This window comes from Rhizomicrobium sp. (assembly GCA_037200385.1).
Lineage (GTDB): Bacteria > Pseudomonadota > Alphaproteobacteria > Micropepsales > Micropepsaceae > Rhizomicrobium.
In genome coordinates this window covers 188558-209663 of record JBBCGL010000001.1, presented here as the reverse complement: position 1 = coordinate 209663, position 21106 = coordinate 188558, and the positions used below count along the sequence as shown (strand labels likewise).

Sequence of the window (21106 nt, the reverse complement as noted above, 5' to 3'; positions counted from 1 at the left end):
GCCTTTCAGCGGCTCAAGAGATGCGGAATGGAGTCGTGGGTCTCATACTTCGCTTTCTGGGCACTGTCGCGGAGCCGCACAAATAATGCGAACTTGAATTCCGGTTATGAGTAGTGCAGGTTCCCGGCGCCGTCAACGAGGGCCTATCGCGTGACGCTGTCCATCGATCTGTTCTGGTCGTTCCGCAGTCCGTATTCCTATCTCGCGACGCCGCGGCTTTGCGACATGGCGGCGACCTACGACCTCGATGTCCGCGTCCGGCCGGTCTATCCGCTGGCGGTGCGCTCCGGCGCGTTCTTCGCACAGGTCAATCCGTTGTGGATCGGCTATCTGGTCCGCGACACGGTGCGGCTGGCCGAGATGCTCGGCCTGCCCTATCGCTGGCCGCGGCCCGACCCGGTGGTGGTCGACATGCAGACCCGCGCCGCGACGCCGGGCCAGCCCTATATCCATCGCCTGACACGGCTGGGCTGTGCCGCCGCCGAGATCGGCCGCGGCCTGCCCTTCCTGAAAGAGGTCAGCCACACGATCTGGTCCGGCACGGTCGACGGCTGGGACAAGGGCTCGCACCTCGCCGACGCGGCGGCGCGGGCCGGCGTCGATCTCGCCGCGCTCGACAAAGCCATCGCGGCCGATCCGGACAAATATGAAAGCATGATCCTCGCCAACCAGCAGGCGCATCAGGCGGCCGGTCATTGGGGCGTGCCGACCATGGCGTTCGAGGGCGAGCCGTTCTTCGGGCAGGACCGGCTCGACGTGCTGCTGTGGCGGCTCAAGCAGAAGGGATTGGAGCCGCGATGAGACGTTTCCTTCTGATCGGCGCGAGCGCCATCGTCGTCCTGGCGCTGGCCGCCGTCGTGGCGCTGCGGTTCGTCGCGGTCGATACCTGGGTGTTCCGCCAGGCGGTGCGCCACGCGCTGGCCGGCGGCGACGCCAGGCTGGCGGAGACGAACGAGCTTTCGGTGCTTCTGGTCGGCACCGGCACGCCGCTGCCCGATGCAAGCCGGGCGGGGCCGAGCACGCTGATCGCGGCGGGAGCGCATCTGTATCTCGTCGATGCCGGCGTGGATTCGGCGCGCAACCTGCAGCTCTGGAAGGTGCCGCTGGACAAGATCGAGGGCGTGCTCATCACCCATCTGCATTCCGACCATATCGGCGGGCTGGCCGAGATAAGGCTGCAGACCTGGGTCGCGGGGCGCAAGGCGCCGCTGAAGGTCTATGGTCCGCCGGGGATCGAGCGTGTCGTGGCGGGCTTCAACGAGGCCTATGCCATCGACGACGGCTATCGCACCAAGCATCACGGCGCGGCGATGCTGCCGCCCGAGGGCGCATTGCTGGCGGCCGTGCCGATCGTCATTCCTTCCGGCACGACGACGGCGCCGGTGTTCGCGGCGCTCGGGTTGAAGGTGACGGCGGTGCGGGTGAAGCACGAACCGGCCAATCCGGCCTATGGCTACCGCTTCGATTTCGTCGGCCGCAGCGTCACGGTGAGCGGCGACACGATCTACGACGAGGACCTCGCACGCGCTGCGTTGAACACCGACGTGCTGGTGCATGAAGGACTGGCGCCGGAGCTGGTCGGGATCATGCATGACGAGATGCTGGCGGCGGGACGGCCGCGGCCCGCGAAGATCATGCACGACATCCCGGGCTACCACACCGCGCCGCCGGACGCCGCGCGGATCGCGAACCTGGCGCATGCCAGGCTCCTGCTGTTCACCCATATGCTGCCGATCCTGCCCAATGCGATCGCGGTGCGGGCCTTCCTGAAGGGGGTGAGCGATGTGCGGCCGGATGGGGTGCGGGTGGGACATGACGGGCTGGTGGTAAGGTTGCCCGGGCGGTCGAGCGACATCGAGATCGGCGATGTGAATTAGCTCCACGCTTGTCATCCCCGGCCGAGCGCCGCGATAGCCGGGGATGACATGGTATGCTTATTTCCTCCGTGTACGGAAGAAATCCTTCAGCACCGTGCCGGCCGCCGCGGCGTCTCCCGCTCGCGCGACGAGCGGGCGGTGGTGGCAGGTGGGCTGTTCGAAGAATCTGGCACCATGCAGCACCGCGCCGCCCTTCGGATCCTCCGCCGCGAAGACCAGCCGCGCCACCCGCGCCAGGCTGATCGCGCCGGCGCACATCGCGCAGGGCTCCAGCGAGACATAAAGCGTGGTGCCCAGCAGACGCTCATTGCCGAGCCGCGCCGCGGCGTCGCGCAAAGCGAGCATCTCGGCATGGGCGGTGGGATCGCGCCGCTCGACGATCCGGTTGCCCTGGGCGGCCAGGACCTCGCCCGAGGGAGACAGCAGCACGGCGCCGACCGGGACTTCCCCCCGTCCGGCGGCGGCTTGGGCTTCCCCGAGCGCGAGTGCTATGGCTTCGTCGTCATTCATGATCGGACCGGATTTTGGCCAAGACTAGCACGGGCAAGTGGTCGCCCAAGACCGATGCGGAGAAGGTCGAGAGCTTCGCCGTGGAGGCCGGGGGCAGCGCCGCCAAGGGCGAGCGGGTCGCCAAGGCGATGGCGCGGGCCGGCGTCGCCTCGCGCCGCGACGCGGAGAAGATGATCGCGGAAGGCCGGGTAGCGGTCGACGGCGAGGTGCTGACCTCGCCGGCACGCAACGTGACGGACGCCAATGTCGTCACGGTCGACGGCAAGCCGATCGCCGCCAAGGAGCAGACGCGGCTGTGGCGCTACCACAAGCCGAGCGGCCTGGTGACCACGCACAAGGACCCGCAGGGACGGCCGACCGTCTTCATCAACCTGCCGCGGCACCTGCCGCGCGTGGTCTCGGTCGGCCGGCTGGACTTCAATTCGGAAGGGCTGCTGCTGCTGACCAATGACGGCGACATGGCGCGGCGGCTGGAACTGCCGGCGAGCGGCTGGACGCGAGCCTACCGGGCGCGGCTGTTCGGCAAGGTGACGCAGGCCGACCTCGACAAGCTGGCGACCGGCATCACGATCGACGGCGTGAAATACGGTCCGGTGATCGCGGATCTCGAACGCTCCAAGGGCATGTATTCCTGGGCGACGGTCCAGCTCAAGGAAGGCAAGAACCGCGAGGTGAAGCGCCTGATGGAGCGGCTCGGACTCAAGGTGGCGCGGCTGATCCGAATCCAGTACGGGCCGTTCCATCTCGGCCATCTCGCGGAAGGCGCGGTCGAGGAAGTGCCGGCGAAGCTGTGGCGCGAACAGCTCGGCATCGGGCGCAGGAAACGCGCGGCATAACGGCCGGTTCGCGTCCGACGCGCGCACCGCCGGCGGGCGCTCTCCCTGTTCGGCCTCGGCTTCGACGAATCGGCAGCCGCGGCGGCGGCGCAGCATCGGCATGGCCGTACGGTGGCGGACCGATCCGGAACCGAAAGCGTGCCAGTTGCGTTCCGGGCAAGTATCACAAGGAACACGCACATGGCCCTCCTCGACGTTTTCGCCTCCGACAAGAAGCAAGCCAGGAATGCGCGCGGCCGCACCGACGCCGACGACATGGATATCCTCGACAAGCTCAAGAAGGAGCATGACGAGGTGAAGGATCTGCTCGGCAAGCTGGTCGACAGCGAGAAGGCACCGGAACGCACCAAGCTGCTCAAGCAGATCAAGGCGGCGCTGGTGCCGCATGTCCGCGCCGAGGAGAAGGTCGTCTATGACGCGATCATCGCCAAGCGCGACAAGGAGGCGAAGGTCGACGGCAATGAGGGCTATTTCGAGCACGCCCATGCCGATATGGCGCTCAAGAAGCTCGGCACGATCAAGCCGGCGAGTTCGCCGGAATTCACCGCCGGCGCCAAGGTGCTCAAGGAACTGATCGAGCATCATGTCGAGGAAGAGGAGAGCAATGTGTGGCGCGACGTGCGCAAGCATTTCGGCTCCGACGAACGGATCGCGATGAACCGGGCGTTCGAGGCGGCGAAGAAGAAGGTGAAGGTGCCGGCCTGAGTTTCGTGCTTTTTCGACTGGGCATGCCTCCGCCGTCGCTGCCATCAGCATGGGCGGCGGACGGCATCCGGTCTCGGTATTTCCAAAATCGCGGTTCAATTCCGCCGAATCCCACACAAGCGTCTGGCGCGGCTGCACAATCATGGGGGATAGCGGGCACGGTTTCCGACCGTCCGTTTCGGCAAGAGATTCGTCCGGACGGAACGCCGCCCACCTTTCGAAAACGAAGACGGCGGGACCCCTTATCCTCCCGGCAATCGACGCGGCCACCGCCGCCGCGCGAATCGTGCAGCACGGGGGGAAGCGATCAAAGGCCGCTTTTGCGGCGGGCGTGCGCGGGTGGATGCATCTCATCCCGCCATTATAAGGCGCGGCGCGCAGGCGGGGATAAAGCGGCAGCATCTCGCGCGCGGGATGCGCCGGTTTCGGCGGCGGCGGTATCGCGGGAGCGCGAACGACGTCGATTCGGAGACCGGCGTCGGTGCCGGACCTCTCCTGGGAGCCGCCGCGCGGCCTTCGACCTCCCTCGGGGAGAGGGTAGGATATCGCACATGCCTCTCGTCCGTCCTTATCGTCCATCCGACCTCGACGCGCTCTACGGCATCTGCCTTCAGACCGGCGATGCGGGACAGGACGCGACCGCGCTGTATCGCGATCCGAAACTGCTCGGGCAGGTCTATGCCGCGCCCTATGCCGTGCTGGAGCCGGAGAGCTGTTTTGTCGTCGAGGACGATGTGGGCATCGGCGGCTATATCGTCGGCACCCGCGACACGCATGGCTTCGAGAAGCGCCAGCTGCGTGGCTGGTGGCCGGCGCTGCGCGCGGGGCTGGCCGATCCGGGCGAGGACGGGGCGTCGGCGGATGGCGATGCGCGCATGGCCTATCTGATCCATCACCCGGCGCGGACGCCGCGCCGGATCAACGAGCCCTATCCGGCGCATCTGCATATCAACTGCCTGCCGCGCCTGCAGGGCATGGGGATGGGTAAGCGGCTGCTCGACACCTGGCTGGCGGCGATGGCGCAGGCCGGCGCGACGGCCGCGCATCTGGGGGTGGGGCCGCGCAACGCGCGGGCGGTCCGCTTCTACAAGGCCTACGGGTTCCACCTGATCGAGCAGCTGCCGCCGCCTTGGGACACGTGCTGGTTTGGCATTTCCACGGGGCGCTGATAGAAGCCGCCCGCGATATTGCCGAACCAGAAGGCCGCCCCATGAAAAAGAAGAAATACGAGCTGCCCAAGCCTTATGCCGCCGAAACCAAGGATGCGCGCTTCGCTGGAACCTTCGAGGTGCTGATCCCGGTCGAGGGCCGCAACAAGCCGCTGCGCGCGCCCAAGCAGTTCGAGTCGATGCAGGAGGCGGAAGCCTGGCTGCACAGCCCGGACGGCAAGGATACGATCGCGGAGATGGTCGAGGACGAGATCAAGGCGCGGGACAAGTAAGGCACGTTTCACCTCCCCCTTGCGGGGAGGTCGACGCGCGCACCCCGGACTTGGTCCGGGGGAGCACGTCGGGTGGGGGCCGCTCCATCCGGATAGATCCCCCACCCGAAAATCGCTTCGCGATTTTCGACCTCCCCGCGAGGGGGAGGTCAAAAGCGGCGCCTAGCTCCCATGCGCCGATGCGGGTTGCCCCGCGCGGCCCACACCGCCAAGTTCGCGGCGCCATGACCGATACCGCCGTCTCCCGCCCCGCGCCGCCGCTCCAGGTCCACTCCACCGTCTTTGCCGTGCTGTTCGCCGTCGGCTTCTGCCATGCGCTGAACGACATGATGCAGTCGCTGCTGCAGGCGATCTATCCCAACCTCAAAGCGACCTTCGATCTCGACTTCGCCCATATCGGCCTCGTCACCGCGGTGTTCCAGGTCACCGCCTCGCTGCTGCAGCCGCTGGTCGGGCTCTATACCGACCGCCGCGCCGTACCCTATGCGCTGCCGGCGGGGATGGTGTTCACCTTCTTCGGGCTGATCGGGCTGGCGGTCGCGCCGAGCTATGGCCTGCTGCTCTGCGCCGCGGCGCTGGTCGGGATCGGCTCGTCGACCTTCCATCCTGAAAGCTCGCGCGTCGCCTATCTCGCGGCGGGGCCGCGGCGCGGCCTGGCGCAATCGATGTTCCAGGTCGGCGGCAGCATCGGCACCGCGCTGGGGCCGCTGCTCGCCGCCTTCGCCATCGTGCCCGGGCAGCGCGACGGCGTGGCGTGGTTCTCCCTCGCCGCGGTGCTGGCGATCGCCGTGCTGTGGCGGGTTGGGCAGTGGTATGCCCGGAACCGCACGGCGCGGGCGCCGAGCCATGGCCATCTGCATCTCACCGCGGCATTGACGCCGGCGCGGGTGAAGGCGTCGCTGGCGATCCTGGTGGTGCTGATCTTCTCGAAATTCGTCTACATGGCGAGCATCGGGAGCTATTTCACCTTCTACCTGATCCACAAATTCCATGTCAGCGTGCCGAGCGCACAGCTCCACCTCTTCCTGTTCCAGGCGGCGGTGGCGGTGGGGACGATCGGCGGCGGCGCGCTGGGCGACCGCTTCGGGCGCAAATACATCATCTGGTTCTCGATCCTCGGCGCCCTGCCCTTCGCGCTGGCGCTGCCCTTCGCCAACCTGTTCTGGACCGGCGTGTTCAGCGTCGGCGTGGGGCTGGTGCTGTCGAGCGCCTTTCCCGCCATCGTGGTCTATGGCCAGGAGCTGCTGCCCGGACGCGTCGGCATGGTGTCGGGGCTGTTCTTCGGCCTCTCGTTCGGGATGGGCGGATTGGGCGCCGCGGCGCTGGGCGCGCTGGCGGACAGGACCAGCATCGGCTTCGTCTACGACGTCTGCGCCTTCCTGCCGCTGATCGGATTGCTCGCGGCGTTCCTGCCGGACCTAAGGCCGCGCGAACGCGCCTGACAGGCTGCCGGCGGCGGGATCGGCGGCGTAGCCCAGATAGGGCAGACCGAAGATGTCCTCGACGCCGCGCAGCAGGCCGTAATGGTTGATCGGTGCGTCCGTCACCGTGCCCGGCTTGACGAACGGCGAGAGCAGCACCGCGCCGATGCGCCCGCCGCCCGGGCCGTAATAGCCCTGCTGCTTCACGTTCGGGCCGGAAGGCTCGTTGCAGCAGGCGGTGGCGTCGCTCGCCGCCTCGTCGAAGGTGACGACCAGCAGGCCGTCCTTCCGGAACGCGGGCGAGGCGAGGATGCGCGGCACCCAGAGCTTCAGCCAAGCGTCGGCGGCGGGCAGCCCGCCCGGGCTTCCATCGGCGCAATTGGGCTTGTCGTGGCCGTCATGGCACACGCTGGGCACGATGAAGGCGAAGTTCGGCGTGGTGGCGGCGCGCTTGAGATCGTGGGAGAGGGTCTCCAGCCGCACGACATTGGCGTCGCACGAAGCGGTGCGGTCGACCACGGAATGGAAATAGATGAACGGGTCGTGGCGATAGGCATAGGAGTCGGTCGGCGTCGCGTGCAGCACGCCATTGCCGCCGGGCGCGGGATGGGCGCAGGTGGACACCTCGCGTGCCGGATCGTTGCCCATGTCCTCCATATAGCCGTGCCAGGTCAGATGCGCCGCCTCGAGCTGGTCGGCGATCGTCTTCACCGCGGGCGGGTAGATGCAGCCATTGCCGGTGGCGATGCCGGCGGCGTCGATGGGCGCGGGCGCGCCGTTCAGGGTGAAGTCGACATAGGCCGCGCAATCGGCGTTGATCATCGGCGCCTCGGGCTGACCGCTGATCATCGCGAGGTAGTTGCCGAGGCTGGCATGGCCGGTGGCGTAGTAGTTGGTGAGCAGCGCGCCCTGCGCCGGCAGGTCGCGGCCGAGATAGGGCGCAGGCGTCGCGGGCCCGAAGATCGTGGCGTAGTCCTCGTTCTCGAGCACGATGACGAAGACGTGGCGGATGGGCGGAGCGGCGATAGGCGGTGCGGCCTGGGCGGCGGTGGCGAGCAGCAGGACGGCGGCGCAGAGCGGCGCAAGACGCGAGAGCATGACGGCGATCCCCTTCACAGAATCCGCAGGCGGCAGAGGGCAATATAGCAGGCGATGACGACAAGGATGCATACAGCGGGTTTCGCCAGGGTCACGGCGAGAGAGCGTGATTTCGTATTTGAGCCGTTTCGGATTTCATCGAATCAAACACTATCGTCATGGCCGGGCTTGTCCCGGCGATCCATGAACACCATGCAGCAATGGCGATCATGGGTGGCCGCCACGAGGGCGGCCATGACGATTGGTTGGGTAAATCGACTCTGGCTCACACATGCTGCCCACCATTGATGTGGAGCTCGGCGCCCGTCACGTAGCTGGATTGTTCCGTGCACAGATAATAGATCGCCTTGGCGACTTCCTCGGGCAGGCCGAGGCGGCGCAGCGGGATGGTTTCCACGATCTTGTCGGTGCCGGGGCTCAGGATCGCGGTGTCGATCTCGCCGGGGGCGATCGCGTTCACGCGGACATTGTAGGGGCCGAAATCGGCCGCCATCTCTCTGGTCAGAGCAGCCAGCGCGGCCTTGCTGGTGGCGTAGGCGGCGCCGGCGAAGGGATGCACCCGGCCGCCGGCGATCGACGTGACGTTGACGATGGCGCCGTGGGCGGCGGCGAGCTCGGCGCGCAGGCCCTGGGCCAGCCAGATCGTCGAGAAGAGGTTCACCTCGAAGACTTGGCGCCAGACGGCCTGCGGGGTGTTCAGAGTGTTGAGGCGGCGCGCGTGGGCGGCGGCGCCCCCATCCGCCTTCGCTCCTTCGGAGCTTCGGCGCGACAAGCCCGAAAAATCGCTGCGCGATTTTTCGACCTCCCCCGTTGGGGGAGGTGAAATCATGCCGTCATCTTCCCCCAGTGGCCCTTTCGGGCTGATGCCGGCGTTGTTCACCAGGGCGTGGAGCTTGCCGTCGGTCAGGCGGCTCTTCATCTCGGCGATGGCGCGTTCCGTATCGTCGGGATCGGCGAGATCGACCTGGATGTGATCCTCCGGGCCCGCCGCCCAGGGGCAGCTCTCCGGGAAGGCGTGGCGCGAGCAGGTGATCACGCGCCAGCCGGCGCTCGAGAAACGCTTCACCGTGGCATGGCCGATGCCGCGGCTGGCGCCGGTCAGGATCAACGTGCGCTGTTCTTCGGGTTGCGCCGGAGCGGGCGCGGATTGCAGACGGGTGGCGGTCATGGGTGGGAGCGTAGCAGGTCTGGCTGCGCGGGAGGAGATTCTCCGGCGGCGCCGGCCCCACCCGAAAAATCGCTTTGCGGTTTTTCGACCTCCCCCTTTGGGGAGGTGGAAGAGCTACGTCGCGGCGAGCGCTTCGGGGTCTTCGAGGCCGGCGGGGTCCTGATGGATGATCACTTCGGCATGGGGGAAGGCGGCGCAAAGCTCGTGCTCGACCTCGTCGCTGATCGCATGGGCGCGGACCAGCAGCATCTTCGGATCGAGCTCGATATGGAGCTGGATGAAGGCGTTGAGGCCGGCGGCGCGGGTGCGCAAGTCGTGCAGCGCGATGACCTCGGGATGCGCCATCACGATCACCTTGATCTGGGCCCGGTCGGTGTCAGGCAACTCGCGGTCCATCAACTGGTCGTAGCTGGCGCGGAACACGCCATAGGCGGTCCACACCAGCATCGCCGCGACGCCCAGCGCGATCAGCGGATCGGCCAGGGTCCAGCCCAGCCAGCGGGTCAACACGATGGCGGCGACCACGCCGATATTGCTCGCCATGTCGCCGATATAATGTGCCGCGTCGGCGCCCACCGCGACCGAGCCGGTCGCCGCCACCACCCGGCGCTCATAGACCAGCAGGCCGAAACCGGCAGTGATCGCGACCGCCATCACCGCCAGCGCCGGACCCGGCTGGGCGATCGGCTCGGGATGCCGCAGGCGGTCGACGCCCTGGATGACCAGGAACACCGCCGAGCCCGCGATGAAGGCGAACTGCGCCATGCCGGCCAGCGGCTCCGCCTTGCCGTGGCCGAAACGGTGCTCGCGGTCGGCGGGCTGCAGCGCGCTCTTGATTGCGACGAGGTTGAGGGTCGAGGTGAAGAGGTCCATCGCCGAATCGGCGAAGGAAGCGAGCACTGCCACCGAATTGGTGACCAGGAAGGCGCCGAGCTTGAGCACGGTCAGCAGCGCCGAGACGCCCAGCGAGGCCCAGGCGGCACGGCGCATCAGGGCGCCGTCGGCCGCGGCACGCGCCTCGGCGGCGGCCTTGGTGTCCTCCGCCATCAGGGAAAGAGCCGCTCGGTCGTCCAGGGCGCTGCGCCGGCGCGGCGATAGACCAGCCGGTCGTGCAGGCGGAAGGGACGGTCGCGCCAGAACTCGATCTCGAAGGGCGTGACGCGGAAGCCGCCCCATCCGGGCGGGCGCGGCACCTTGGACAGCGCATATTGCGCGGCGTAGCGCGCGATCTCCTTCTCGAAGGCCCAGCGGCCGGTCATCGGCCGCGACTGGGCCGAGGCCCAGCAGCCGATCTGGCTGTCCTTCGGGCGGGTGGCGAAGTAGGCGTCGGATTCGTCGGCGGCCGTCTTGGCGACGCCGCCGCGGATGCGGACCTGCTTGCCCAGACTCTTCCAATGGAAACAGAGGGCTGCATGAGGCTGGCCGACCAGCTCGACGCCCTTGGCGCTCTCGTAGTTCGTGTAGAAGACGAAGCTGCCGTTCTTCGCCTCCTTCAGCAGTACCATCCGGACGTTCGGGCGGCCCTCGCCGTCCACCGTCGCGAGCGACATGGCGTCGGGATTGTTGGGCTCTGCCTTCCTGGCTTCGGCCATCCAGGCATCGAACAGGGCGAAGGGATCGCCCTTGCCCGCAATGCCGCCGTCGTCGATGGGTCCGCCGATGTCGCTCATGAAAGCGGGATAGCACCGGGAGGTTTGTCGCGGTAGTCCCCTCGCCTGTGGCCGGCGCGATACGTTGCGATAATTATTTTCGTCCGTATGCGTCCTATGCCTTCAATCGGCCGCACAAGACGCTAAGAGTACGGACGGGCAGGCGAGCTGCCCGGGGCTACGACTTCCATGAAATACGCATTCGACAGGTTCGCGGGCGGCGGCGGCCTGCGGACGCTTGCGCCCGCCGCGGTGCAGGCACCGGCGCAGACGCGGCTGAGCGGACTGGACGGGTTGCGGGCGATCGCGGTGCTCGCGGTCTGCCTGTTCCACGCCGATGTCGCCTGGGCGCGGGGCGGCTATCTCGGCGTCGACCTGTTCTTCGTGATCTCCGGCTTCCTGATCACCGGCCTGCTGGCCGGGGAGAGCGAAAAGCGCGGCCGGATCGGGCTGGCGCGGTTCTATACGCGGCGGGCCAAGCGGTTGCTGCCGGCTTCCTGGGCGATGACGGCGGCGGCGGTGCTGGCGGCGTTTGTCCTTGCGCCCGACGCCCTGCCCCGGCTGCGCTGGGACACGGTCGCATCGCTCTTCTACATGACGAATTGGGAGATGATCGCGGCCCAGACCTCTTACTTCGAGGCGATGGGGCGGCCGCCGCTGCTGCAACATCTGTGGTCGCTGGCGATCGAGGAGCAGTTCTACATCGTCTGGGCGCCGTTGCTCTACTTCGCCCTGCCGCGGATCGGTCGCAGGGGCGCGGCACTGGGCGCCGGCCTGCTGGCGGCGGCGGGCGCGGTGTGGATGGCGGTGCTGGCGGCGCGGCTGGGCTATCCCGACCAGGGCGATCCGAGCCGGCTCTATTTCGGGACCGACACGCATGGCTTCGCGCTGCTGATCGGCGCGGTGCTGGGGCTGCTGTGGCGGCCGGAACGCCAGACGCAGAGCGCCAATCCGGCGGAGGGCGAGGGCGTCTTCGCGCTGGGCCTGCTGGCGCTGGTCGCGATGACCGCATTGTTCACGCGGCTCGGCGAGGAGACGGCGTGGCTTTATCCCTGGGGCTTCCTGTTGTCGGCCGGGGTGAGCGTCGTGCTGATCGCGGCGGCGACGCGGCGCGGCTCGCCCTTCGGGCGCTGGCTGGATACCGGCGTGCTGCGCTGGATCGGCGAGCGTTCCTACGGGATCTATCTGTGGCACTGGCCGATCTTCATGCTGACGCGGCCGGACCTCGATGTGCGGCTGGACGGCACGGAACTCTTCGCGCTGCGCATGGGGCTGACGCTGGGGATCGCGGCGCTGTCCTACCGCTATCTCGAAATGCCGATCCGCCAAGGCGCGATCGAGCGGATGTGGTGGGCCCTGCAGGCCTCGTCGCTGCGCCCGGCGGCACTGCGGCAGATGCGGCTGGCGCTGCTGGCGGGCGGCGCGACGCTCGCGGCGGTGGCGGCGATCCTGCTGCTGGCGCCGTCGCGGGTCGGGCCGTCACAGGATGTGCGCGACGCGCTCGGCCTGGCCGCCGCCGCCGCGGCGCCGGCCAAGCCTATCACGGCACCGAGCCTGCCGCCGATCCCCGCCCAGGCGCAGGCGCCGGGCGGCTTCACCGGCGCGGACCTGACGGCGGTGGGCGACTCCGTGCTGCTGGGATCGAGCCCACTGCTCATCCGGATGCTGCCGGGCGCCAAGGTCTATGCGACCATGGGCTGGCAGACGGCGAGCATCCTCGGCCAGATCAAGACTCTCGCGAAGGCGCATGCGCTGACGCCGGTGGTGCTGGTGCATCTGGGAACCAACGGCTACGCCACCGAGGCGCAGCTGCGCGAGATCCTGGGCCTGCTCGCCGGCGCCAAGCGCGTCATCCTGGTCAACACCCATGTGCCGCGGCGCTGGATGGAGGCCAACAACGACCTGATCGACGAGATCGCCGCGAGCTATCCCAATGTCGCCATCGCCGACTGGCGCGCCGTGTCGGAGGGCCAGCCGGACTTCTTCGTCTCCGACGGCGTGCATCTGACGCCGGCCGGACAGCGCATGTATGTCGCCGAGATCCTGCGCGCGGGGCACCTGAGCGCAGCGGCGGCGGCGCGGCCGATCGCGCCCTATACCTATGCACCGGGCGACCTGTCGCCGACCCTGGTGCGCAATCCGCAACCGGCGGCGCCGGACGTCTTCTGGCAGAAGATGGCGGTCTGCGAGACCAACGCGAACTGGACGAATGTCGGGCGCTATGGCGGCGGCCTGGGCATCGATGCCGGCGCCTGGGCGGCCTGGGGCGGGACCGCGTTCGCACCGGTGCCGGGCGGCGCGACGCCGGCGCAGCAGATCGCGGTCGCCAACCGCATCTCGACCCAGGGCTGGACGCGCCCAGACGGCACGCGGCAGGCCGCGGCGGGCTATGCGGCCTGGCGCTGCACCGGCATCGTCGGCAAGCCGCCGATGGCGACGCGCACCACCTTCACGCCGCAGAGCGTGCTGGCGCAGCGCTTCCATCTCTCCGAGCGCGGCGACGTCGTCCGCGATCTGCAAGCGATGCTGGGCCTGCCGCGGGACGGCGTGTATGGAAAGCGCGTCCGGGCGAAGCATCTGAAGCTGCTCAAGGCCAAGGGCCTGCCGCTGGAGCTCGCAGGGATTTAAGGCGGGGACGGCCTGGACCCGCTATGATCCGGTGTCGCGGCCTGCGTCAGCGGGCCATCCCGCTGCTGTTTGTTGGTGTTGAAAAATTGGCTGCGCGAAATCTCCCAAAGCAGTGCGGGGCGTCACCTGGGTGGCCCGCATTCGCGGGCCATGACAAGCGCGGCTGGCGCCTTGCCGTGCGTGCGCTTCGGCGTGTCCTGCTGGCCGGCCTGACGGTTGCGATGTTCGCGGCGCCGGCGGCACGGGCCGCGACGTTCGTGTCCGCGTCGCATGTCTCCGATCTCGCCTGCCCCAATGCGCCGCCGCCGCAGCCGGTGCGACCGCCGGCGCTGGCGCATGCGCCGCCGCCCAACACGCTCATGCCAACGCAGGCGGAACTCGGTGCGCTGGCGATTCCGGCGCGGCGCGAACCGCCGGTGCTGGACCTGGCGAAGCTGCCTGCGTTCGCGCTGCGCGACGGCACGCAGCCGCGGGCCCGGCGCATCGCCGTCTGGGGCGACAGCCATATCGCGGCGGGGCCGTTCATGGCGGAACTCAGCGGCGCCATCGCGGCGCATGGCGAGACGGTCGGCACGCGCTTCCTGCCGCCGACCATGGGGCGCGCCAATGTGCGGCTGCCGACGCTGCATGCCTATTGCATCGGGACCGGCTGGTCGACGGCGCTCGCCTTCACCGCACCGGCGCCGCTGGCGACCGGACCGGCGCTCACCAACCGCGTCGCGGCGGCGGGACCCGAAAGCTATCTGTGGCTCGATTTCCGCGATGGGCACGGCGAGAGCGATCTCAAGCGGCTGCAGCTCGTCTACCGGCCATTGGCCGATGCCGCCGTAACCGTATCGGTGAATGACGGGCCGGAGGAGGTGCTCGCCCTGCCGGGCGGCAATGGCAGCGCCCTGGCGACGATCGAAGCCGATGCGCCGATCGCGACGGTGAAGCTGCGGGTGAGCGCGGGCCAGGTGGTGCTCGAAGGCTTCCTGCTCGACCGCATCGCGCCGCCGCTGGTGACCTTCGACGTGTTCGGCCTGCCCTCTTCCACCGTGCGCGGCTGGGCCAATGCCGATCCGGCGGCGATCGGCGATGCCTTGCATGGCGAGAGCTATGACGCGGTCGCGCTGGAATACGGCACCAATGAGGGCAGCGATCCGAATTTCGACGCCGCGAAATACGCCGGGCTGCTGAACAAGGCGTTGACCAATCTGCGCAGCGTGTTCCCGGGAGCCTCCTGCCTGCTGGTCGGGCCGCCGGATCGCGGCGTGCTGCTGGCGCGGCGCGGCGAGACCGGGACCGACTATCTGCGCTTCGCCCGCATCCACCGCCGGATCGCGCAGGCGCAGGCGGAGATCGGTGCCCGCTTCGGTTGCGTGGCGTGGGACTGGCAGGACTATATGGGCGGCCCCGGCGGTTCCTATGGCTGGGCCTTCAGCGATCCGGTGCTGATCGGCGGCGATCTCACGCATATGACCATGCGCGGCTATCGCCGCACCGGACAGGCTCTGGCCAAAAGCCTCGGCTGGACCGATGATCTGTATCCACGATGACCCGCTTCGCACCGATCCTCGCCGGCCTCTGTCTCTCCCTCGTGCTCGCCGGCTGCGCCGTCGTGCACGACACGGGGGAACTGCAATCGATCTTCGACAAGGGCCTCGCCGCCTATGACGCCGGGCGCTATGAGGAGGCGTTCAAGACCTTCCAGTCGATCGACGGCGAGGACGTAGCGGCGATGCGCAACGAAGGGCTGATGCTGCGCCGCGGGCTCGGCACGCCGAAAGATCCCAAGGCCGCCGAGGACGTGCTGGCGCGCGCCGCCGAGGCAGGGCTGCCCACCGCGCAATACGACCTGGCGGAGATGCTGCTGAACGGCGAGGCGGGCGAGCCCGATCCCAAGGCCGCCCTGCCCTGGCTGACCCAGGCGGCGGCGGCGCATCACCCGATCGCGGAATACAGGCTGGGCGTGTTCTATGAGGACGGCACGCTGGTCGAGAAGAATCTCGGCTTCGCGCGGACGCTTTATACCGACGCGGCGGCGCGCGGGGTGCCGGAGGCGAAAGCCCGGTTGGCGAAGCTGGGCGGGCCTCTCGTGCCGGTACCCGCCAAACCAAGCCCTTAATCTTGGGCCGAGCCGCACTATATTGACGCTGGCCCGCGCCGATTCCGGCCCGGGCAGGAGACAGCATGCGCGATCCGTACGACATCCTGGGCGTGGCCAAGACCGCGAGCGAGGCCGAGATCAAGAAGGCCTTCCGCAATCTCGCCAAGAAGCATCATCCCGACACCCATCCAGGCGACAAGAAGGCCCAGGCGAAGTTCCAGGAGATCTCGGGCGCCTATGACGTCCTGGGCGACAAGGCGAAGCGCGCGAAATTCGACGCCGGCGAGATCGACGCGGCCGGCAATCCGCGCGGCTTCGATCCGCGCCAGGGCGGCGGCGGGTTCCAGGGCGGACCGTTCGGCGGTCGGGCCGGCCAAGGGCCGGGCGATTTCCATTTCACCTGGGACAACGCGCCGGGCGCCGAGCAGGCGGAAGGCTTCCGCGCCGAGGACCTGTTCTCCGACCTGTTCGGCGGCCGGCGTGCAAGGGCGCCGGCGCGCGGCGAGGATTTCGCGGTCGCGACCACGATCTCCTTCGACGAGGCGATCAAGGGCGGCACACGCCGCGTGATGATGCCGAACGGCGAGCAGATCGACGTCAAGATCCCGGTCGGCGTGAAGGACGGCCAGCAGGTGCGCGTGAAGGGCCGCGGCGGCGCGGGGCGCAATGGCGGGCCGCCGGGCGACATCCTGATCGACCTCAAGGTCGCGCCGCATCCCGCGATGACCCGCGAGGGCAACGACATCCGCATGGATCTGCCGGTGACGCTGAAGGAGGCGGTGCTGGGCGGCAAGGTGCCGGTGGCGACGCCCGGCGGCGGCACGGTCGAGCTGAACCTGCCGCCCGGTTCGAACAGCGGCAAGACGCTGCGGCTCAAGGGCAAAGGCGTCGCGCCGGCCGGCGGCCCGGCGGGCGACCTCTATGTGACGCTGGTCGTCACCCTGCCGGAGCCCCCGGACGCCGAGCTGCGCAAATTCGCCGAAGGGTGGAAGGCGGATTACGATCCGCGGTCGAAGAAGTAGGCTTGCTCTCGCAGCGACGGGGATCCGATGAGCGTTCGAGAACCGGAACGTCTTGCGCCTCCCCCCTTTTGGCGAACGCGATATTTCGCATTCGATGTCTTGCCGCGGCGGCCCTATCTGGATTCAATCGATATCCTGCGCGTGTTGTCCCGGCCCACGAGAAAGCTGGTTCAGACCGACGGTCGCATTCGTCTCTACGGCTTCGCCGAAAGCCTAGGATGCTATCTTAGGGTTGTGCTATTGTCCGATGGTGAAACGGTGCACAACGCCTTCGCCGATGAAGATTTTGTACCATGAAGACGCGCTACGATGAAGCCACGGATAGCCTCTATGTCGAAGTGCGAACGCTTCCAGCGCGGCGAACCGTCGAGATAGAGCCCGATATCCTGCTCGATCTGGGAGAAGACGGCCGTCCAGTCGGCTATGATATCCAACACGCATCAGGCAAAGCGGCGTTTATTGCACGCCTGATTCTCAAGACCGAAGATGCAGCCGCAGAATAGCACGCGGCAAGACGACACCGTCACGCTATGGCGGCCCGTCGGTCCGGATGAGCTGGCGCTCATTCGCGCCGCGGAAATGGTGGCGTTCCCGCCGCGGCTCCCCGAGCAGCCGATCTTCTACCCCGTGCTCAGCGAAGACTATGCGATCAAGATCGCGCGCGACTGGAACGTGCCGGCCTCAGGCAGCGGCTACGTCACGCGGTTCGCGGTTGCGAAAGCGTTTCTCGATCTCTACAGCGTGCAGGAGGCAGGCGGTCGGAGTCACCTCGAATACTGGATTCCGGCCGAGGATTTGGACGCCTTCAATGCTGCCATCGTCGGCAAGATCGAAGTGATTGCAGAATTCCGCTGAATCACCGCGTATCGCGATCTTCGCGAAGGATCGCCGTCGAATCGGTGAAGACACGTCCCTGATCTTCGAGTTCCTTACGCAGGCGGTCGGCTTCGGCCCAGAAATCCGCCGTATTCCGCTTAAGCGCGGCGACCGCTTCCTCGGGAATATCGCGGACCAAGAGCTGAGCCATGCGCGATGATAGCATCGTGATAGCATGCATACAATTCGCCGGCGGTGGGGGCGGAGGCATGGAGACCTCCGCCCCCTTCGCCGTCACAGCGAAATGTGCAGCGCCTCCGACACCGCCGCGAAGCCGGCGCGGGCGTAGATGCGTTCGGCGCTCGCATCCTCCGGCGTCAGCCAGAGCAGCGCGATGCCCCTGGCGAAGGCTTCGTACGCCAGCAGCGCCGTGAGCGCGGCGGCGCCGCCGCGGCGGCGGAACGCCTCCCGCATCCCGATGCCGGCGATCTCGCTGATGCCGTCCAGCGGCGGCGTCGCGATGCCGCCGCCCACGATCGCACCGCTCGCGACATCGCGCGCCGCGGCGACCACGCCGCCATGACGCAGCGTGCGCTTCAGGCCGCGCGGGCCGCGCGACGGACTGCCATAGGCTTCGGCCTGCGCCTGCTCGGCGCCGACCAGATCTTCGTCCGCGGTGGCGGCGAAGACCAGAAGGCCGTCCGGCTGCGGTGCGGGCTGCTGCATCCCGGGACGACAGAGCATCACCGGCACGCGCTTCTCGATCCGGAAGCCGTAAGCGAGCAATGCCGATTCGAGTTGCGGCGCCGCGCCCGTGATGTATTCGAGGCGCGGCTTGCGGCCCCGCGCTTCGAACAGCGCGACGAGGTCGGCAAGCTGCGCCGCATCCGGCGCGATGCCGTCGTCCGGGATCGCATAGTTGAGATAGACGTTCGGATCGTCGTCGAAGGTGGCGAGGAAGGGGCCGGCGCGGCGTGCGCTGGGGCGCCGTTCCGCGGCAGCGCGCAGATAGGCAAGCAATCTTGCGTTCAGGCGGTTCAGTTCGTCTTCGGTCATAAAGTCTCCATCGCCGCGCGGATCGCGCGGGCGTTTTCGGCGATTGAAAATCGGCGACGGAGAAGGCCGGTTCAGGCCACGGGGGCGGCGCGCACGCTCCCGCATCGCGCTGTCGCGCGGAATGTTGCGATGGTCATGGCGCCTCCCTCGGCAAAAACCGGCATCAGGCTAGCGCACCGCGCCCCGTTTGCGCTAGCCTTCCGGCGCCGCGCGACTGGCGAATTGAAGATGGGGCACCATCGGGGAGCGCGGCGTCAACCTGCCGTTCGCCTGGGCAATCGACGTCGCGACGCCGATCATCTTCCGGAGAGGAAGACGCCCATGGACGCACACCGGCAACTGCTTCATGCCTTCGATCCCGACATCGACGACGCCATCGCGGGCGAGGAACGCCGCCAGGCCGACGGCGTCGAGATGATCCCGTCGGAGAACTACACCTATCCCGAAGTGCTCGCGGCGCTCGGCTCGGTGCTGACCAACAAATATTCGGAAGGCTATCCGGGCCGGCGCTATTACGGCGGCCAGGACTTCACCGACCGGATCGAGATCCTCGCGCGCGACCGGGCCTGCGCCCTGTTCCGCGCCGAACACGCCAATGTGCAGCCGCTCTCGGGCTCGCCGATGAACCAGGCGGCGTATTTCGCCCTCCTCGAGCCCGGCGACACGGTGCTGGCGATGGATCTGAGCCATGGCGGGCATCTCACCCATGGGGCGCCGGTCTCCGCCATGGGCAAGGTGTTCCGGTTCGAGCGCTACAAGAGCGAGACGGCGCAGGGCGGCGCGATCGATTTCGACGCGCTGCTGCGGCGGGCCAAGGAGACGCGGCCCAGGCTGGTGCTGTGCGGCTATTCCTCCTATCCCCGCGACTACGACTATGCGGCGTTCAAACAGGTCGCCGACGAGGTTGGGGCGCTCACCATGGCGGACATCTCGCATATCGGCGGTCTGGTCGCGGCGGGCGCGATGCGCAATCCGTTCGATGCCGGCTTCGACGTCGTCACGACCACCACGCACAAATCGCTGCGCGGGCCGCGCGGCGGGCTGATCCTGTGCAAGGCCGCGCATGCCAAGAGGATCGACGCGGCGGTGTTTCCCGGCCTGCAAGGCGGGCCGCATATGAACAATGTCGCGGGCGCCGCGATCACCTTCAAGAAGGCGGCCGAGCCCGCGTTCGGCGACTATGCGCGCGCGATCCTCGCCAATGCCAAGGCGCTGGCCGCGGCGCTGATGGCGCAGGGCGTCAAGCTGGTGACGGACGGCACCGACAACCATCTTCTGGTGATCGACACGGTGGCGAGCTTCGGGCTGGACGGCCGCGCGGCGGAAGAAGCGCTCGACCGCGTCGGCATCACGACCAACAAGCAGGTGATCCCCGACGACCCGCGTCCGCCGCTGCGGCCGAGCGGCGTGAGGCTGGGCACGCCCGCCTGCACGACGCGCGGCATGGATGACGACGCGATGCGGGCGATCGCCGGCTGGATGGTCGCAACCCTGCGCGCGCCGGACGATGCGGCGACGACGGCGAAGACGCATGCGGCGGTGCGCGCCATGTGCCGGCGCCATCCGGTGCCGGGGATTGAACACCGATAACCTCGCCCGGCGAAAACTGACGCTTAGAGTCCGTTGTTTTCAAGTTGATGCAACCCAACCCGGTGTCATGGCCCGCGAATGCGGGCCACCCAGTTTGGTTCTGCACGACATCAACGGTAAACGGCCACTCCTTACTTCAACGGCGGGAGCAGATGTCACCTGGGTGGCCCGCATTCGCGGGCCATGACAAGATTTTGGTGACTCCATCTGATCACAACAGACTCGAGCTCCGCTGCGCCATGCTAAGCGCAAGTTTTCGCGTCCCTCTCCCGCTCGCGGGAGAGGACATCGGGAGGTTCAGCGCCCCGGCGCCTTGCCGGTGCGTTCCGCCGCCAGCATCTGCTTGCGCACGAGGTTCGGGAACAGGCGCGCCAGCCAGGCGAGCTGGCGGCCGCGGGCGCCGACGATGTGCTTGAGGTCCTTCGACGCCACCGCGTCGTAGATCACGCCGGCGCATTCCTCCACCGTGTAGACCGGCATGCCGCCGGCGCGCAGAGCGTCGGACATCTTCTCGTTGCTGCCGCTCGTGCCGGCATCGAGGATCGGGGTGTCGACGAACCACGGCATGATGCATTTCACACCGACGCCGAAGCGCGAGAACTCGATGTCGAGCGACTCGGACAGGCCGCGCACTGCGAACTTCGTCGCGGCATAGACCGACAGCTTGGGCGCGCCATAGAGCGAGGCGCAGGACGAGACGTTGATCAGCTGGCTGCCCGGCGTGTTCTTCAGATGGGCGATGCCGGCGCGGGCGCCCGCGATCACGCCCTTGATGTTGACGTCGAGCTGGCGGGCGACCTCGTCCTCCGCCTGCTCCTCGATATAGCCATAGGCGGCGACGCCGGCGTTGTTGAGCAGGACGTCGAGCCGGCCGCCCGAGGCGGCGACGAACACCGACAAGGCATCGTCCCAGGCGGCGCGGTCGCGCACGTCCAGCAGATAGGTCGCGCCGTTCTCGCGCCCGATGGCGTCCAGCGCCGCCTTCAGCCCGCCCGGGTTGATATCGGCGAGGCCGACGAACCAACCTTCGCGTGCGAAGCGCCGGGCGGTTCCCAGCCCGATGCCCGACGCCGCGCCCGTGATGAAAATCGCCTTCCTGATACCCATATGTTCTCCATGCGGCGGCACTATGTACGCGCGGAGCCCCTGTTCAGGCCACCCCTAGACCGGCCGTTTCCCGCCTTCTAATGTCCGCGCCAA

The 21106-nt window shown here is 68.1% G+C and carries 22 protein-coding genes and 1 riboswitch; of the genes, 14 read left to right on the top strand and 8 right to left on the bottom strand.

Annotated features, from left to right (window positions below; translation table 11 throughout):
- Positions 1-150 precede the first annotated feature (150 nt).
- A complete protein-coding gene (locus WDM91_00810) occupies positions 151-801 on the top strand; it encodes a 2-hydroxychromene-2-carboxylate isomerase (GenBank protein MEI9993105.1) in 651 nt (216 codons plus the stop codon).
- Positions 798-1877, top strand: a complete 1080-nt coding sequence (locus WDM91_00805; GenBank protein ID MEI9993104.1) for an MBL fold metallo-hydrolase — start codon at positions 798-800, stop codon at positions 1875-1877. The genes WDM91_00810 and WDM91_00805 overlap by 4 nt, the downstream gene beginning before the upstream one ends.
- Before the next feature lie 57 nt (positions 1878-1934).
- Here WDM91_00805 and WDM91_00800 read toward each other — a convergent pair whose 3' ends face one another.
- On the bottom strand, positions 1935-2387 hold the full coding sequence (locus WDM91_00800) for a nucleoside deaminase (GenBank protein MEI9993103.1): 453 nt from the start codon (positions 2385-2387) through the stop codon (positions 1935-1937).
- Between the two features lie 14 nt (positions 2388-2401).
- Here WDM91_00800 and WDM91_00795 point away from each other — a divergent pair, with 14 nt between their 5' ends.
- The 5 genes from WDM91_00795 to WDM91_00775 all read left to right on the top strand — a co-directional run bounded on the left by WDM91_00795 (position 2402) and on the right by WDM91_00775 (position 6811).
- The gene (locus WDM91_00795; protein ID MEI9993102.1) at positions 2402-3223 is read left to right on the top strand and encodes a pseudouridine synthase; all 822 of its coding nucleotides are present in this window, start codon (positions 2402-2404) and stop codon (positions 3221-3223) included.
- Positions 3224-3403: 180 nt separating this feature from the next.
- Positions 3404-3928 (top strand): hemerythrin domain-containing protein, encoded by a 525-nt coding sequence (locus WDM91_00790; GenBank protein ID MEI9993101.1) that lies wholly within the window; start codon positions 3404-3406, stop codon positions 3926-3928.
- A 551-nt stretch (positions 3929-4479) separates the two neighbouring features.
- A complete protein-coding gene (locus tag WDM91_00785) occupies positions 4480-5097 on the top strand; it encodes a GNAT family N-acetyltransferase (GenBank protein MEI9993100.1) in 618 nt (205 codons plus the stop codon).
- A gap of 41 nt (positions 5098-5138) precedes the next feature.
- Positions 5139-5369 (top strand): hypothetical protein, encoded by a 231-nt coding sequence (locus WDM91_00780; protein MEI9993099.1) that lies wholly within the window; start codon positions 5139-5141, stop codon positions 5367-5369.
- A 224-nt stretch (positions 5370-5593) separates the two neighbouring features.
- Entirely contained in the window at positions 5594-6811 is a 1218-nt protein-coding gene (locus WDM91_00775; protein MEI9993098.1) for an MFS transporter, read from the top strand.
- Here WDM91_00775 and WDM91_00770 read toward each other — a convergent pair.
- From WDM91_00770 to pdxH, 4 genes are all read right to left on the bottom strand, one after another.
- Positions 6788-7888, bottom strand: coding sequence for an alkaline phosphatase family protein (locus WDM91_00770; protein ID MEI9993097.1), 1101 nt, complete (start codon positions 7886-7888; stop codon positions 6788-6790). The two genes, WDM91_00775 and WDM91_00770, sit on opposite strands and share 24 nt — an antisense overlap.
- Positions 7889-8153: 265 nt before the next feature.
- A complete protein-coding gene (locus tag WDM91_00765; protein ID MEI9993096.1) occupies positions 8154-9056 on the bottom strand; it encodes an SDR family oxidoreductase in 903 nt (300 codons plus the stop codon).
- 114 nt (positions 9057-9170) lie between these two features.
- The gene (locus tag WDM91_00760) at positions 9171-10103 is read right to left on the bottom strand and encodes a cation diffusion facilitator family transporter (protein MEI9993095.1); all 933 of its coding nucleotides are present in this window, start codon (positions 10101-10103) and stop codon (positions 9171-9173) included.
- Complete coding sequence (gene pdxH, locus WDM91_00755) at positions 10103-10726, bottom strand: pyridoxamine 5'-phosphate oxidase (protein MEI9993094.1); 624 nt, start codon at positions 10724-10726, stop codon at positions 10103-10105. Before pdxH ends, WDM91_00760 begins: the two co-directional genes overlap by 1 nt.
- Before the next feature lie 168 nt (positions 10727-10894).
- On the opposite strand from pdxH, the gene WDM91_00750 reads away from it, so the two are divergent.
- The 6 genes from WDM91_00750 (at position 10895) to WDM91_00725 (ending at position 17299) form a co-directional block, all read left to right on the top strand.
- Positions 10895-13333: an acyltransferase family protein gene (locus WDM91_00750; GenBank protein ID MEI9993093.1), complete on the top strand. Its 2439-nt coding sequence runs from the start codon at positions 10895-10897 to the stop codon at positions 13331-13333.
- Between the two features lie 176 nt (positions 13334-13509).
- The gene (locus WDM91_00745) at positions 13510-14871 is read left to right on the top strand and encodes a hypothetical protein (protein ID MEI9993092.1); all 1362 of its coding nucleotides are present in this window, start codon (positions 13510-13512) and stop codon (positions 14869-14871) included.
- The gene (locus tag WDM91_00740) at positions 14868-15440 is read left to right on the top strand and encodes a tetratricopeptide repeat protein (protein MEI9993091.1); all 573 of its coding nucleotides are present in this window, start codon (positions 14868-14870) and stop codon (positions 15438-15440) included. Before WDM91_00745 ends, WDM91_00740 begins: the two co-directional genes overlap by 4 nt.
- A 65-nt stretch (positions 15441-15505) precedes the next feature.
- Positions 15506-16444, top strand: a complete 939-nt coding sequence (locus tag WDM91_00735; GenBank protein MEI9993090.1) for a DnaJ C-terminal domain-containing protein — start codon at positions 15506-15508, stop codon at positions 16442-16444.
- A 293-nt stretch (positions 16445-16737) separates the two neighbouring features.
- Positions 16738-16947 (top strand): DUF2283 domain-containing protein, encoded by a 210-nt coding sequence (locus tag WDM91_00730; protein ID MEI9993089.1) that lies wholly within the window; start codon positions 16738-16740, stop codon positions 16945-16947.
- Positions 16931-17299, top strand: coding sequence for a hypothetical protein (locus WDM91_00725; protein MEI9993088.1), 369 nt, complete (start codon positions 16931-16933; stop codon positions 17297-17299). Before WDM91_00730 ends, WDM91_00725 begins: the two co-directional genes overlap by 17 nt.
- Position 17300: 1 nt before the next feature.
- Here WDM91_00725 and WDM91_00720 read toward each other — a convergent pair whose 3' ends face one another.
- The gene (locus tag WDM91_00720) at positions 17301-17501 is read right to left on the bottom strand and encodes a hypothetical protein (GenBank protein MEI9993087.1); all 201 of its coding nucleotides are present in this window, start codon (positions 17499-17501) and stop codon (positions 17301-17303) included.
- A gap of 53 nt (positions 17502-17554) precedes the next feature.
- Positions 17555-18316 (bottom strand): GNAT family N-acetyltransferase, encoded by a 762-nt coding sequence (locus WDM91_00715; protein ID MEI9993086.1) that lies wholly within the window; start codon positions 18314-18316, stop codon positions 17555-17557.
- 200 nt (positions 18317-18516) lie between these two features.
- Positions 18517-18599, top strand: a riboswitch (ZMP/ZTP riboswitch).
- A 38-nt stretch (positions 18600-18637) separates the two neighbouring features.
- Between WDM91_00715 and glyA the strand changes: the two genes are divergently transcribed.
- Entirely contained in the window at positions 18638-19906 is a 1269-nt protein-coding gene (gene glyA, locus WDM91_00710; GenBank protein MEI9993085.1) for a serine hydroxymethyltransferase, read from the top strand.
- 297 nt (positions 19907-20203) lie between these two features.
- Here glyA and WDM91_00705 read toward each other — a convergent pair whose 3' ends face one another.
- Positions 20204-21013, bottom strand: a complete 810-nt coding sequence (locus WDM91_00705; GenBank protein MEI9993084.1) for an SDR family oxidoreductase — start codon at positions 21011-21013, stop codon at positions 20204-20206.
- Positions 21014-21106: the final 93 nt, after the last annotated feature.